Origin of the sequence: Actinomyces stomatis (assembly GCF_031292835.1) — a bacterium.
Taxonomy (GTDB): Bacteria; Actinomycetota; Actinomycetes; order Actinomycetales; family Actinomycetaceae; genus Actinomyces; species Actinomyces stomatis.
On record NZ_JASPEP010000011.1, the window covers coordinates 54195 to 68520 of the forward strand.

Annotated in this window: 13 protein-coding genes; 3 read left to right on the forward strand and 10 right to left on the reverse strand. The window is 66.0% G+C overall.

Annotation, left to right across the window (positions count from 1 at the left end; genetic code table 11):
• Positions 1 to 77: 77 nt before the first annotated feature.
• The 6 genes from RIV12_RS07720 to RIV12_RS07745 form a co-directional block, all read right to left on the reverse strand.
• Positions 78 to 497 (reverse strand): DUF2218 domain-containing protein, encoded by a 420-nt coding sequence (locus RIV12_RS07720; protein WP_075418202.1) that lies wholly within the window; start codon positions 495 to 497, stop codon positions 78 to 80.
• Between the two features lie 485 nt (positions 498 to 982).
• Positions 983 to 1822, reverse strand: a complete 840-nt coding sequence (locus RIV12_RS07725; RefSeq protein ID WP_309323044.1) for a class II aldolase/adducin family protein — start codon at positions 1820 to 1822, stop codon at positions 983 to 985.
• A gap of 59 nt (positions 1823 to 1881) precedes the next feature.
• The gene (locus RIV12_RS07730; RefSeq protein ID WP_309323045.1) at positions 1882 to 3408 is read right to left on the reverse strand and encodes a rhamnulokinase; all 1527 of its coding nucleotides are present in this window, start codon (positions 3406 to 3408) and stop codon (positions 1882 to 1884) included.
• Between the two features lie 110 nt (positions 3409 to 3518).
• On the reverse strand, positions 3519 to 4703 hold the full coding sequence (gene rhaI / locus RIV12_RS07735) for an L-rhamnose isomerase (protein ID WP_309323046.1): 1185 nt from the start codon (positions 4701 to 4703) through the stop codon (positions 3519 to 3521).
• A gap of 147 nt (positions 4704 to 4850) precedes the next feature.
• On the reverse strand, positions 4851 to 6134 hold the full coding sequence (locus RIV12_RS07740; protein WP_075418198.1) for an MFS transporter: 1284 nt from the start codon (positions 6132 to 6134) through the stop codon (positions 4851 to 4853).
• 42 nt (positions 6135 to 6176) lie between these two features.
• On the reverse strand, positions 6177 to 6569 hold the full coding sequence (locus RIV12_RS07745) for an L-rhamnose mutarotase (RefSeq protein WP_075418197.1): 393 nt from the start codon (positions 6567 to 6569) through the stop codon (positions 6177 to 6179).
• Between the two features lie 318 nt (positions 6570 to 6887).
• On the opposite strand from RIV12_RS07745, the gene RIV12_RS07750 reads away from it, so the two are divergent.
• Positions 6888 to 7877 (forward strand): LacI family DNA-binding transcriptional regulator, encoded by a 990-nt coding sequence (locus tag RIV12_RS07750; protein WP_143224100.1) that lies wholly within the window; start codon positions 6888 to 6890, stop codon positions 7875 to 7877.
• 71 nt (positions 7878 to 7948) lie between these two features.
• Here RIV12_RS07750 and RIV12_RS07755 read toward each other — a convergent pair whose 3' ends face one another.
• Together RIV12_RS07755 and RIV12_RS07760 are read right to left on the reverse strand one after the other, a co-directional pair.
• Positions 7949 to 8278, reverse strand: a complete 330-nt coding sequence (locus RIV12_RS07755; RefSeq protein WP_309323047.1) for a heavy metal-binding domain-containing protein — start codon at positions 8276 to 8278, stop codon at positions 7949 to 7951.
• Positions 8279 to 8281: 3 nt separating this feature from the next.
• Positions 8282 to 8872 carry a SprT-like domain-containing protein gene (locus tag RIV12_RS07760; protein ID WP_075418195.1) on the reverse strand — a complete coding sequence of 197 codons (591 nt, stop codon included), beginning with the start codon at positions 8870 to 8872 and terminating at the stop codon, positions 8282 to 8284.
• Between the two features lie 457 nt (positions 8873 to 9329).
• On the opposite strand from RIV12_RS07760, the gene RIV12_RS07765 reads away from it, so the two are divergent.
• Positions 9330 to 10142 (forward strand): hemagglutinin, encoded by an 813-nt coding sequence (locus tag RIV12_RS07765; protein ID WP_428978924.1) that lies wholly within the window; start codon positions 9330 to 9332, stop codon positions 10140 to 10142.
• A 424-nt stretch (positions 10143 to 10566) separates the two neighbouring features.
• Positions 10567 to 12093, forward strand: a complete 1527-nt coding sequence (locus RIV12_RS07770) for a phospholipase D-like domain-containing protein (protein ID WP_309323049.1) — start codon at positions 10567 to 10569, stop codon at positions 12091 to 12093.
• 194 nt (positions 12094 to 12287) lie between these two features.
• Here RIV12_RS07770 and RIV12_RS07775 read toward each other — a convergent pair whose 3' ends face one another.
• Positions 12288 to 13226: a DUF2705 family protein gene (locus RIV12_RS07775; protein WP_309323050.1), complete on the reverse strand. Its 939-nt coding sequence runs from the start codon at positions 13224 to 13226 to the stop codon at positions 12288 to 12290.
• Between the two features lie 207 nt (positions 13227 to 13433).
• The coding region (locus RIV12_RS07780; protein ID WP_309323051.1) for a DUF3418 domain-containing protein at positions 13434 to 14326 on the reverse strand (893 nt) is incomplete at its 5' end.

A 14326-nucleotide genomic window follows, 5' to 3' on the forward strand; every position in this document is an offset into this window, starting at 1 on the left:
GGTCGTACCTGAGGGCTCGCGTTCGAGGGTTATAGGGTGCGAACGCGCGACCTGCCCTACGAACGCGCGATGCCTCATCAGGATGAGGCCTGGCGGGCCTCGCGCTCGGCACGCATGCGTTCCAGATCCTCCGGAGTCAGCGGCCCCTGGGTGGTGCCCGGGGTCCCGTCCTGACGGATCCAGCTCACGACGAGGCCCTCCTTGGCGCCGAAACGGGCCAGGTGGATTCCGGTGACCTGCTCGAGGCGCTCGAGGTGCTCGTCGTCGGCGGCCAGGTCGAGTTGGAGGACGCCCTCATGACAGGAGAGCCCGACGACGCCGGTGGTCGTCCCCTCGCGGTCGAAGGTCAGGGAACCGGCCTGGGCGGCCTCATCCCACGAGCTGGTGATCTTGCGGCCCATGTGAGCGGCCAGCTGCTTGCCGTAGCGCGAAGGGCGGTCCGTGCTCACGCGAGCGGTGGAGCGGCGGGAGAAGACGGGCTGTGCTGAGTCGGTCATGCGTCCTATCCTGGCGTACCTCGTCCGCCGCGGTCTCTACGAATTCTCTGATAGCGCGAGGGTGGGACAGGAGAAGCCAGGGAGGGCGTGTCAGCGGGGCTGAGAAAGGACTCGGCCCGCGGTTCGGAAGTCCGAACCGCGGGCCCAAGCCTCGCGAGGTCCCACCTGCAACCCGGGGTCCCATGCACCCGAGGAGGAGGTTCCTCCTTCGCCGGAGCGGCGACGCCGGGCTCCCTATGACCCGACACCATCTCAGAGTCGCGATCTGTCACTGGGCTCCCCAACCCTCGAGACCGTCCCTGTCCGGCGGTGATGACTATGTAACGCCCTTACCCTGTGAAGACGAGGGACAGAATCCTGGGAAAAATCTGGGAAAATCGCGGTCGGGTCGTTTCAGTGAGTCAAGAGTCTTCCTAGTGGAGTGGGGCGCTCATCATCGCTCAGAAGTCATGAGACGCCACTGTGGTCAGATCGACGTGATGACGTCAGAGAAGGTCGGTCGGAACATTGAATGCTCTGGCAACCGCGCGCAGTTCATCGGTGGTAACCCCCTCACCGAGACCTCCCGTCATGAGGTTGCGGACCTCGTACATGGCGCCGGTCTCGGCATACTCCACCTTGTCGACGGCGGCCAAGGGGTCGGTATCGGAGCGCACCATGACCCCGTGCTTGGACCACATGACCATGACGTGATCGCGCAAGGCCTTCACAGTGCTTTCCATCAGCATCTGAGAGCCGGGGACCATGAAGTCGAGCACCTCAATGCCAGACGGCAGCTGAACGATCGTCTCCGGCTCCCACCGCAGGATGCGGCGGTTGAGCTCCTTGGTGCTACGGATATCTCTCATGTGGGACAGCTGGACCAGGTAAGGGGGCTGGGCGTGGATGACGGATTGAAAGCCCACGGCGCGCCGCTCAACCTGATCGTTATGGACGGACAGATGGGAGTTGAACTCGCTCGTCGGCCTCAGGTACTCCCGTTTCGGGTGGGTGTACCAGGTACCGGTGGCTCCGCCATCGTCGATTACGAAAGCGGACACATTCGCCTCGGGCGCGCCGGCAATGTCGCGTAGGCGGCATCCTGAGCCGGTGACGAAGACTGTCCGGCCGGCTAGCGCCGGAGCCGGCAGTGGCAGCTTCGTACCAGGATGTGCTTGCGGAAGGTGCTCGGCCAGACCCAGTTCGTCGGCGTCTGCGGTGACCGACACCGAGATATTGCCAGCACCTGCCTCAACGGCGTTCATATGATCCAGCCGGAGTCCAGCGGCTCCTATTCGCGCAAGGATCTTATCCAGAGTCAGGTGAGTGGTCTTCTGAGTAGTCATGGTTCTGTTGTCTCCAGTCGTGTGTTTTCTCGTGCGGAGGGAGGCTGGTCGGGCGCGGATCAGCCGAAGAGATGACGTTCTACGTCATCCCAGTCGGAGGAGGCGTCGAGGTTGGGCGTGTACCGCGTCAGCCGACTTGAGCTACGGATCAGGCGCCGTAGGTCGCTCAGATTTCCGTCGATCACACCGGCTCCTCGAGCGGCGATGACAATGTTTCCCAGGGCCGTGCCCTCTGCAGGGCCGGCTAGCACGGGGAGCCCGGTTGCGTCGGCGGCAAGCTGACACAGAAGCCGGTTGCGGATACCACCGCCGACGATGTGCAGCACCTTCACCTCTCGCCCCGAGAGCTCCACCGCCTGGCGCACCGCGCGGCGGTAGGCCAGGGCGAGGGAGTCATTGATGCAGCGGATGTACTCCCCGATATCTCGAGGACACAGCTGTCCGGTGGCGTGTGCGGCTTCATCAATGCGCGCCGCCATGTCGCCGGGACTGTAGAAGGAGGCATCATTGATATCGACGACGGTTCGTAACGGCTCGGCGTCTGCCGCGGCGGCGTCGGCCTCAGGCAGGGCGATCTCCATGCCCTGGTCGTGCCAGGTGCGAACGGCCTCGTTGAGAACCCAGAGCCCCATAATGTTCTTGAGATAGCGAACGGTGTGGTCGACACCGAGCTCATTGGTGAAGTTGGCGGCCCGAGAGGCCTCAGTGAGCACCGGCTCGTCAAGCTCCAGGCCGACCAACGACCAGGTTCCACAGGAGATGTAGGCGAAGTCGGAATCCGTGGCCGGCACGGAGACGACTGCTGAGGCCGTGTCGTGGCTGCCGACAGCGATGACGGGAGTGGGCCTCCCGTCAGGGCCGACGATATCCGCCGCCTCGGGCCGAACTGTTCCGATGACGGTTCCCGGCTCGATGATGTCAGGAAGGAGATCATCCAGGTCGAGACCGATCTCCGTGCGCAGGCGCTTCAGCAGGGGAAGGGACCAGGTCCTGCGGCATGCATCAACCAGTCCGGTGGTCGATGCATTGGTCACCTCGGCGATCCGCTTGCCGGTGAGGAAGCAGGCGAGAAGATCCGGCAGGAGCAGCAAGGTGTGGGTGTTGGTGCCGTCAGGCTCTCGAGGTAAGCCGTCGTCTCGTTCCTGGGCCATGAGCTGGAACAATGTGTTGAAGTCCTGCACCTGCAACCCGTTGATGGCGTAGACCTCCTGCGCGGGGATCCTGGCGAAGACCTGTTCGGGAACCCCCTGGGTGCGTGCTGAGCGGTAGGCGTGGACCTGGGTGGACAAGGCGCCGGAGGAATTGACCAGCCCGTAGTCCACCGCCCAGGTGTCGATGCCGATCGCGGAAAGAGGGCCGACACTGCGAACAGCGGTGAGCAGCCCCTGGCGTACCTCGTTCCACAGGTGGAGCACGTCCCAGAACAGACGCTCGCCGTCACTGGTAGGTACAGGGACGACGCTGTTTGAGAAACGGCGGATCTCGGTGAGGGAGAGGTGTCCGTCGGCGATGGTGCCGACCATGACGCGTCCGGAGGAGGCGCCGAGGTCCACCGCACCGATGTGGACGGGAGTGGCGTCGGACATGAGAGAACCTTTCGGAGGTTGGTGTCAGGAGTGGATCCGGGAGGGATCTGGGACCGGTCGGGCGGGGCAGGGGCTCCGCCTGCCTGCCCCGCTCCGGATCCGTCAGGGACTCAGGCCCCCCAACCTGCGGCGTTGCCTCCGACGCGCTCCGAGCGGATGCGTTCGAGGTACCCGGAATCGAGGAAGGCCCGCATCGGATCGGGGGCCAGTCCCTGGGACTCTCGCAGCTCGGCGAGCATCGGTCGCACGTCGGTGTTGAAGGCATCGATGAAGATGTCGTTGGCCGCCAGGACGTTGCCGGCCAGCTGAGCCGCCTTCAGGGCCTCCCGGTCCACCAGCAGCGCCTTGGCAGTGGCCTCCTGGACATTGGTCGCCGAACGGATCTCTCCGGGAATCTTCTCCTCCAGGTTGTGGCACTGATCGAGCATGAAGTTGACACCGGAGTCAGGTGCCAGCGCCCCGGCGGCGACGATCTCGTTCATGATGCGGAAGAGCTGATAGGGGTCGGCCGCCCCAACAATGAGGTCGTCGTCGGCGTAGAAGCGTGAGTTGAAGTCGAAGGCTCCCAGACGTCCCAGGCGGACCAGTTGGGCGACGATGAACTCGATATTCGTTCCCGGGGCGTGGTGCCCGGTGTCCAGCACCACCTTGGCTCGCTCGCCGAGGGAAAGGCAGTGGACGAGGCTGGTGCCCCAGTCCGGTACGTCAGTGTGGTAGAAGGCGGGCTCGAAGAACTTGTACTCCAGGACAAGAAACTGGTCGTCGTCGAGCGCCGCGTAGATCTGGGACAGGGAGTCGGCAAGTCGGTCCTGGCGCTCGCGGATGGAGTCCTGGCCGGGGTAGTTCGTTCCGTCCGGTAACCAGATCTTCAGTGCCGGGGCGCCGGTGGCCCGCATGATGTCAATGCACTCCAGGTGATGGGCGATCGCCTTGGCGCGAACCCGCTCATCAGGATTGGTCAGACTGCCGAGCTTGTAGTCCTCGTCCTGGAACACGTTGGAGTTGATCGTTCCGATCCGAATGCCTCGGTCCTCGGCGTGTCGGCGAAGGGTGTCGTAGTCGTCGGTCTTGTCCCACGGGATGTGAAGGGAGACTCGAGGGGTGATGCCGGTGAAGGCGTTGACCTGAGCGACGTCGTCGATCTTCTCGTACGGGTCACGGGGGACGCCTGCGGTGGTGAAGACGCGGAAACGAGTGCCTGAGTTGCCGAAGGCCCAGCTGGGCAGCTCGATTGTCTGGGTCTTCAGCAGGTTGAGTGTCTCCGGGGATAGGTCGGACAGGGTTGGGCTGGGCATAGCGGTTCTCCGTTCCTGTGGGTCTGATTCGGTGGGTTGTCAATGGTTTGGGGCGAGAGTGCGTGGTTCTGAAGGCGGGTTCGTCCCAGGTGCAGCGGGGTGGCCGAGGCCCGGCTCTCATAAGGCCCGGCCTCGACCGGTCGGCGATCACGCGTTGATCACGCGTTCTCCATAACGTTCGATCTCGATCTCCTCCAGGCTCTTTCCCTGGGTCCTGGGGGCGCCGATCGTTCCGACGGCGGTGGCGACCACCAGGAATCCGATGAGGATGACGCCGTCGATCAGCAGTCCGCCCGGGCGGGCGAGGATGACGGGGAAGATCAGGGAGATGAGACCGGAGGCCAGACGCACGACGAAGAAGACGATGCCCTGGGCCGCCGAGCGGTACGGGGTCGCGAACAGCTCGGGAGACCACACGGAGTAGAAGGCCTGCGCTGACGGACCTGCTGAGAGGCCCCAGATGATCGTGTAGCCGAAAGCGGTCCAGGCGGCGTCGGACGGGCCGAAGACCAGGATGATCCAGGACGCGATGGCGAGCAGTCCGCCCGCCAGATAGTGCCAGCGGTAGGGCATCCGGTCGACCAGACCCATGAAGATGAACGTGGAGACGATGACGAAGCCCCAGGAGAGCATGGAGAACAGGTCGGTCTGCAAAGTCTCGTAACCCATGGAGCTGAGGATCGTGGGCAGGAAGATCCCGTTCTGTGAGGCCGCCTGGTTCCAGCATGTGTAGATGACCGCGAGGAACACCAGGGCGGTGATGTTGACGCGACGGTTGAACAGCTTGCGGAAGGATGCCCACATCGAAGGGGGTTTGGCGTCCGCTCCACCCTTGGCGGCCTCCCAGGTCTCGGACTCCTCAAGGCCGCGCCGGATGTACCAGGTGGCCAGGGCGATGACGACAAGGTGGGCGAAGATGATGCGGCTGCCGAGCAGGCCCAACGGAGTCAGCGCCGCCGCCAGGCCGAAGCCGATGAACGGGCCGAAGGACCAGGCGAGCTGGGTGGCGCCGATGTGCCTGCCGCGCTGATTGGTGGGAGCGAACTCCGCGATATAGGTCCAGCCCGCGGGAACGGAGGCTCCCACTGCCAGTCCGATGATGATGAAGCCGGCGAAGAGCATGGCCAGGTTGGTCGTGAAGACGACGACGAGACCACCGAGGGCGTAGAGGAGCAGGTCGTAGGTGTAGATGAACTTACGTCCGTACTTGTCGCACAGAGGCCCGCCGATGAGGGCGCCGATGGCGGCGCCGAAGGCGTTGGCGCTGAAGGCAGCCAGAAGGCCGGCAATGGTGCCGTCGTCGTCGGGGAAGTACGCCTTGCCCCAGAAGCCGAGTGATGTTGCGATCGCGATGATGGAACCGGAGTCGATGTAGTTCGACATGGAGACGGCGGCAGTCGCCTTCCAACCGGTTAGAGGGGTGCGAGCCATTCTCTCCTCCTTGAGAGATCTGTAGGTGGGCGGAACAGGGCCTTATGCGAGGTAGAAGTACTGGGCGAGGATCTCGGGCGTACCGCCGCTGGGCTGGACGAAGTACTGGGCCATCTCCGTCTGCCAGCGTGTATTGACGTCCTCGTCCTCCATCGCCCTCATTGCGGCGGCGGTGTCATCGGACTCGAAGTAGCCGACGACGAGGCCGTCCTCGGGTCGCAGGAACAAGGAGTACCGGCGCCAACCGGCGTTGCTCAGAGCGTCGCGCATGTCCTGCCAGACGTGCTGGTGAACCTCGATGTACTCGGTCAGACGTTCGGGACGTACCCGGAGCAGGAAGCAGCAGCGCTGCTGCGAGCGCTGTGCCGTGTGATCGAGAAGCGTCGTGAGCTGATCCCGGTCGGCTGATGCGGAGAGTGAGGTGGTCGTGGTCATCGAACATCCTTGTCCGTGAGGGGGAGCAGTAGGTGTGGGGCCGATTGAAATGAATCGTTTCAATCAATGTAGCATCGCTCACTTTAAGTGGCAACCTCTGTTGAGGCGGGTGTGCTTGATGGCCTCGGCACGTCGGTGCTGCGCGACCCAGGCCGATTTTCATGGGATGATGTCGCCCGGCTCCCGTAGTGCCGGGCGGCAGGGGGCGATGCCAAATGACTCAGAGCGCTGTCGCCATCGAGAGATGGGGTGGCTGTGCTCGCGCTTCCGCTCAACCTAAGGGGTGCTGTGGGTACAGGTGTGTCAGTGCGTCCTTCCGTGCGAGACGTCGCTGTCCGCGCAGGTGTGTCTGTGGGCACCGTCTCCCACGTGCTCAATCATCCTGAACGCGTCTCTGAGGTGACTCGCAAGCGTGTGGAGGGGGCTATCGCGTCTCTGGGGTTTGTGCGTTCAGAGACTGCGCGCCGCCTGCGTGATCGGGGGTCGAGCGTTGTGGGAGTTGTCGTCCATGATGTGTCCAACCCTTTTTTCACTGAAGCAGCCCGTGGAATTGAAGATCGCTTGCACGAGTCGGGGTGCGTACCGATGCTGTGCTCGTCGGATGCCGACTCTGCCCGCGAGCAGGAGATCCTGTCGCTACTGGTCGGCATGAGCTTACGAGGCGTCATCATCATGCCCTCGGCCACGACGCTGGACAGACTTGGAATGCTCGTGGAGCGCAGTATTCGGGTAGTTCTCATGGACCATCCACCCATTCCTGAAATGTCCACCGTTGTCGGAGATGATGTCGCGGGCGCTCGAGCTGCTATCTCTCACCTGCTGGAGATCGGCCATCGCAGAATCGGCTTCGTCAACGGTCCCCTCGTTATACGACAGGCGAAGGACCGGCACGACGGTGTCCTCAAGGAGCTCACGGCGAGAGGGCTCGATCCTGTAGAGGTTCTTCAGGATGTCGAGTCCAAGGTCGGCTCGAGAAGTTTCGACGCGGCTTCCGGGGCGGCGGGAGCGGCCAGGCTCCTGGATGCTCCGCTCCCGCCGTCGGCGATCTTCTGTGCCAATGACCAGATGGCGATCGGTGCCATGCGGGAGATACGTCGTCGCGGTCTATCGATTCCCGGCGACGTGGCCGTTGTCGGTTATGACGATATCTCGTTCGCAGCTGAGCTCATCACACCGCTGACCAGCGTGCATCAGCCGATGCGTGAAATGGGTGCCGCGGCCGCCGAACTGCTTCTCGCCGAGGATGGGCGGGCGTGCAGCGAGACCTTCATTCCGACGCTGGTGGTCCGGGAGTCAACGCTCGGGTGACTGGTCTGTTTCGTCACAGACGGGGCGTCCATTGCGCAGACTGATGCCGCTTAATCGTGCGAGGAGTGTGCTCAGGAAGCGGGAGAGAATCGTACGGCGGTACCTGAGGCGGTCACCATGAGCATGCCGTTGTCCGAGCCCAGCGTCTCGTAGTCGATGTCGACGCCGACGACGCCTTCGGCGCCGAGCTCCTGTGCGCGCTGCACCATTTCGGCTAAAGCGCTCTCTCGGGCCTGAACAAGCTCGGCCTCATAGGTCTGGGACCGACCGCCCACAAGGTTTCGGAACCCGGCCGCCATGTCCTTGAGGGCGTTGACTCCGGCGATGGTTTCGCCGCAGACGATTCGCAGGTACTGGGTCACGGGGTATCCCTCAACGGTGGGAGTGGTGGTGACGATCATGGGCTACTCCTCCTCTGGGATGTCTGGTGATGGTAGTGGGCAAGACGATAGCGTCCCGGAGGGGTCCGTGGACTCCTCCGCTGGTCGGATTCGAGCCAGTCTCAGCAGGCGGCTGTAGCGCTCGCTGATCCGCTCATGGGGGACGGGTTCTCCGTCGAGACTCCAGCACAGGAGGTGCTCCAGGCTGAATCGAGGGGCACAGCGCGAGCAGGAGACGGGTGAGGCCGGGCGGCGCATGCGGTCCACCTCATGACCTGCCGGGCACCTGCCCACCCAGCGGCCCCGGATCCTCGGAGCCTGGGCGTCAATGAGTCGTCGGCCCGTCGCCCCCAGCCGGGTCGCCTCGGCCGCCCAGACGGCATCGTGCCCGTGGTGGGGGCCTACGCGGGCGTGGGCGATCTCGTGCAGGATCGTCTCGCGGACCTGCGTCTCGTCGTACAGGCTCATGAGGTGCCGGCTGAGCGTGAGCCGCCGTCGCGCATGATCCGTCTGGCCGGCTCGACGACGAGCCCGGTCGAAGGCCAGGTCCCAGTCGCCGATGTCGGCCTTCTCCATGAGGGAACGCGCCAGGCTCAGGACATCGGGAAGATTCACGGACCCACGGTATTCGCCGGTGGTCGTACCCGGCCGACGACGGCCCTGTGGGGCGCATCGCCTCCCGACGGCTCCTGGTCTGCTGGTCGTCTCGGGAAGTCCGGGTCTCTTCGGGCGGTGCATCCTGTCGTGATGTGACACGATGTCGCCGATGTCCCACCATCCCTCCGGCCGACGTCCGCGGCCCCAACGAAGCACCGCCGGGTCCGGCTCGCCTCAGCCTGCACGAGCTCCGCGCAGCGCCCGCCCGACCGTGCAGCGTGGCGCCGACCGCGCTCGGCGGGACGGTGCGAGTCACCGTCCCGGGCAGGGGAAGGGGCGTCGAGGGGGTGGCGAGCGCTTCGGTCTCCGCCGTGCCGGCATCAGGCGGAGACGACGGCGCAAGGGCGGTTCTGCTCTCTCCTTCTTGAAGAGCCCGATCAGCGTCGTCCTCGCAGCCTTCCTGGTCACGCTCCTGGTGGGGGTGATCTCGCTGCGCGCGACCGGCTCCTCCCTCGGCGGGCTCACTCTGGGGTGGGGGCAGGCCTCTCACGATGGGACAGGTTCCGCTCCGGCACCCCTGGTGCCCGACGCCAGCGGCTTCAGCGCCGCACGCATCATCGATGATGAGGTCTTCTACGACTCCAAGGCCATGACGCGCGAGGAGGTCGCCGCTTTCGTCACCAGGGTCAACGCCGGCTGCCAGCCGGGCAGTGACGGCACCCAGTGCCTGGCCACCGCCACCTTCTCCGTGCAGGCCCGCCAGGCCAGCACCTTCTGCCCCGGAGACATCAAGGCCGCTTCCGGTGTCAGCGCGGCCGACGTCGTCTGGGAGGTCTCCCAGGCCTGTGACATCAATCCGCAGGTGCTCCTCGTCCTCATTCACAAGGAGCAGGGGCTGCTCACCGCCTCCGGCGCGAACCTGGGCGCTCGCGATTACGAGGCCGCGGCCGGCTACGCCTGCCCCGACCACGGGACCTGCGACCCCCAGTGGGCCGGCTTCCCCTCCCAGCTCTACGGGGCGGCCTCCCAGTTCCATCGCTATCGTCTCAACCCGGGCGGCTACGACGTGGTGGCGCAGCGACCGACACAGATCGCCTACTCGCCCGACGCGCAGTGCGGCGGCGCTGAGGTGACGGTGGCGAACCAGGCGACGGCCGGCCTGTACAACTACACGCCCTTCCAGCCCAATGAGGCCGCCGCACGTGGCGGGGACCAGTGCACCTCATGGGGGAACTGGAACTTCTACGGCTACTTCAAGACCCTGTTCGGAAGTCCGACGTCGGACTGACAGCGCCCTGTGGAGGACGGATTCCGTGGTATTCCAAGGGATTTGAGGGAGGGTGTCATCACTCTTGGAAGGCCGTGACCATATCGTCACCAAGCGTCACCATTTAGATGCGCGATTTCCAGCCTTCTCTCAGACAGCATCGGCAGAGTCATAGTTACCGCTGAACGGTGGCGACCGTGAGGTACTGGGGAGTACCACTGACCGGTCACCACTGAGTCTGGGCCACAGCCAAGGGAATGTGCTCGGACGTTTCGGTGAAGGAGGACCCGCTGCCGAATGGGAACCGGTAAGCGACCTCGTTGCGAAGGGCCCGACCCGGTGGTTCAACTGGGGCGGGCCTTCGCAGTGCCTGGGCGCAGGACCATTCGGTCTGCGCCCAGGCATGTTTGCGGGGACCTGTCGGCGGGCATGACATGATGCGAGCATGACGCTGCCGCCGGTACTGGCCACGACCTGGGTCGTCATCGAGTACCTCATCAAGATCGCCGCGCTGGGCACGGTTCCGGAGAACCGCCGCCCGTCGTCGTCGACCGCCTGGCTGCTGCTCATCTTCCTGCTGCCCTTCGTGGGGCTCCCGCTCTACCTGCTCATCGGCAGCCCGTGGGTGCACGGCACCCGTCGCCGTCAGCAGCACACCGTCAACGAGATCACTCTCGACTACACCCGCTCCATGCCCGACCTGCCCAAGGGCGCCCGGCCCTCGACCTACCTGGCCGGGGCGCTGCGCATGAATCGCCGGCTCACCGGTCTGCCCTGCGTCACCGGCGAGGTGGTGGCCGTCCACGCCGATCCCCGCAGCACCTATGAGGCCATGGCCCGCGCCATTGACGCCGCCACCGACCACGTCCACGTCGAGTTCTACATCATGAGCTGGGACGAGGTCACCGACGTCTTCTTCACCTCCCTGGAGCGCGCCGTGGCCCGAGGGGTCACGGTGCGTCTTCTCCTGGACCACCTGGGCAGCCGCAAGTACCCTGGTTGGAAGCAGTTCTGCCAGCGCATGACCGACGCCGGCATCCACTGGCGCCTCATGATGCCGCTGCTGCCGCTCAAGCGCCGCTGGCGCCGCCCGGACCTGCGCAACCACCGCAAGATCCTGGTCATCGACGGGGAGAAGGGCTTCATCGGAAGCCACAACGTCATCGACCCCACCTACCGGACCCGACGCAACGTGCGGGCCGGGCGCCGCTGGGAGGACCTGTCCGTCGAGGTCACCGGTGAGATCGTCCTGGAGGCCCAGGCCGTCTTCGCCATGGACTGGTTCTTCGAGGCCGGCGAGCAGCTCGAGGCATTCGACCTGGCGCTGGGGACGCCGGCCGAGACCCTGCCGGAGATGGCGGGGCTGCCGGGCATCCCGGTGGGTACGCCGGCCCCGAGGCCCGGGCGTCCGGGCGCCGTCGTCAACGCCATGCAGCTCATCCCCTCCGGGCCCGGATACCCCACCGAGCCGAACCTGCGGATGTTCCTGGCCCTCATCCACGGGGCCAAGCGGCGCGTGTCCATCACCAGCCCCTACTTCATCCCCGACGAGGCGCTGCTATCGGCGATGACGTCGGCCGCCTACCGGGGGGTGGAGGTCGAGCTGTTCGTGGGCAAGGAGTCCGACCAGTTCATCGTCAGCCACGCCCAGCGCTCCTACTACTCGGCCCTCCTGGCGGCGGGGGTGCGGATCTACCTCTACCCCTCGCCGACTGTCCTGCACTCGAAGTACATGACGGTCGACGACGAGGTCGGGGTCATCGGGTCCTCCAACATGGACTTCCGCTCCTTCGCCCTCAACTACGAGGTCATGCTGCTGGCCTTCGGCGGGGACCTCGACGACCTGCTACGCATCAACGACGCCGACTACCGGGGCATCTGCACCGAGCTGACCCCCGAGCTGTGGGCCACCGAGCCCTGGTACAACCGCTACGTGGACAACGTCTGCCGCCTCATGTCCGCCGTGCTGTAGCGGGGAGAGGATCGAGGCGACCGTCGCTGCCGGACCGGACGTCCCTGGATGCGCACGTACCGGGGCCACCGGCCGCAGCCCTGAACCGCCTGGGCTGATGAGCATGGATGTCGTCGGCCCCCGCACCTCAGTGGTGCGGGGGCCGACTGTGTGGAACCGGAGAAAGGGTCTGATGGGGCGCGTGAGCCGGTGGCTCAGGCGTCGCGGCGGGTGAAGATGACTCCGGCGATCACCAGCGGGACGATGGTCCAGGCTGCGAAGACGGCGATCGCCTGCCAGTGCTGGAGGAAGGTGGTGGTCCCGGCCTGTCCCCACTGGTGGGCCAGGCTGAAGGGGTCGGACACGGCGGCGGACAGGGTGTTCGGCAGGAGCCCCAGGACCTTGGTCGCCCACTGCCAGCGGCCGGCCATGAGCCCGAAGGGAATGGGGACGACGAACAGCAGTGAGACCACCACGGTGATGGCGCCAGCCGTCGAGCGAGTGAGGTAGCCGAGCCCCATGGCCATGAGCGCGATGACCGCGAAGGACAACCCCGTGCCCCAGAACAGCCCCAGGTAGTGGGCATCGGTGAGGGAACCGGCGTGGCCCTTCATGAACGGGTGGGAGATCGCGTAGGACAGCGCCACGCAGAGGACCCCGAGGACGAAGGAGAAGCCCGATACGACGAGCGCCTTCGCCACGAAGAGGCGGCCGCGGCGAGGAACGGCCATCATCGAGGAGCGGATCTGCCCCGAGGCGTACTCACCGGTGACCACCAGGGCCCCCAGGACGGCGACGACGATCATGCCCATCGCCGAGCCCGAGGCGATCATGGTCTTGGCCTCCTCGGCCCGATCGGGGGAGCCGGCGTAGCCCATGGCTAGGCCCGCACCGAACAGGACAGTGATGACGATCGTGATGGCCGACGTGACCCAGGTGGAGGTCAGGGTGCGCAGCTTGATCCACTCGGCGTGCACCGCACCGATGAAGGACTGCCGACCGGCCACGCGGGGCCGACTCGGCCAGATGGCGGCCTCCAGGGCCCGCTGCTGCCCGGCGTGGGACGACTGGGAGGCGGGGGCGGCCTTCTTCAGGGCCTCGAAACGGTTGACGCCCATGGCTGGGCCGGTTGCGGCGTCGATGGTGGTGGTCATGGTGCGTCAGTCCTCGGGATACTCGTGGCCTTCGTTCTTCCTGAATGACTCCAGGCTAGGAGCGCCGGGCTCCGGTGAGATCGTCCCGGTGGGTGAACGCAGCAGGGGTGGTCTCCTCCCCCTGAGGGAGGAGGGGTCGTCTGCGGGGATGACGAGTCATCCCTCGGCCCCCGGGGCCTGGTGCCTCCGAGGAGAGGGGCGGGTCGGTCAGGTGATCTGGGCGCAGAGCTTGGTGATGCGCTGGAGGCTCACCTTGCGGCTCGTGCCCAGTGTCTGGGCGAACAGGCTCACCCTCAGCTCCTCCACCATCCAGCGGGCCTCTTCCAGGAGGGCCTCGCGCTGGGGGTCGGCCGGCAGCGAGGCAGCCTTGGTGCGGGCCTTGTCCACCACCTCCTGGGCCTGGGAGACCTGGAAGGCCAGGGCCGCGTCCTGGGAGGCGGCCGACGGCGATGAGGCCGCCTTCTCCACCCGCATCGCCAGGGCCCGCAGGTAGCGCTCCAGATGCGCCAGGTGCTCCGGCGCAGTGACGGTGATGAAACCGTCCGGAACCAGGGCGGCCGCGTGCTCGCGCACCTCCTGGAGCGTGCCCAGCAGGGTCAGGGAGGTGTGCTCACCCACCACGCGGTCCACCTCCCGGGCCGTCTTGAGCGCCGCGGCCGCGTGTCGGGCCACCCGGTAGACCTCATCCTCGAGCTCATCGCGCATGACGTCGACCAGTGAGGCGAAGACCTCCTGTCTGCGCACCTCGGCCAGTGGGCAGCCGGAGGCCGACGCCGCCCAGCGCCCGGCCACGATTCGAGCGGCGGCCGCCTGCACGTCCTCCACCAGCGCCTCGGTGCTCCGGTAGGGACTGGCCGCCAGGATGAGCGACTCCTGGGCGCTCCACCGGCTCGTCACCCGGGCCGGGGCCAGTGCTGTGCGCGCCAGGGCCAGCGCCGTGACCCCGGCGCCGTGGGCACTCACCTGGGCGGCGGCGTCGGGCAGGATCCTCAAGTCCGCGCTCCTGGCGGATGCCGCCACCAGTGCCGGGTAACCGCGCACCACCAGGCCCGCCCGGCCCGCCGACTCCACCGAGGCCGGGATCGTCGAGGCGTCCGGGT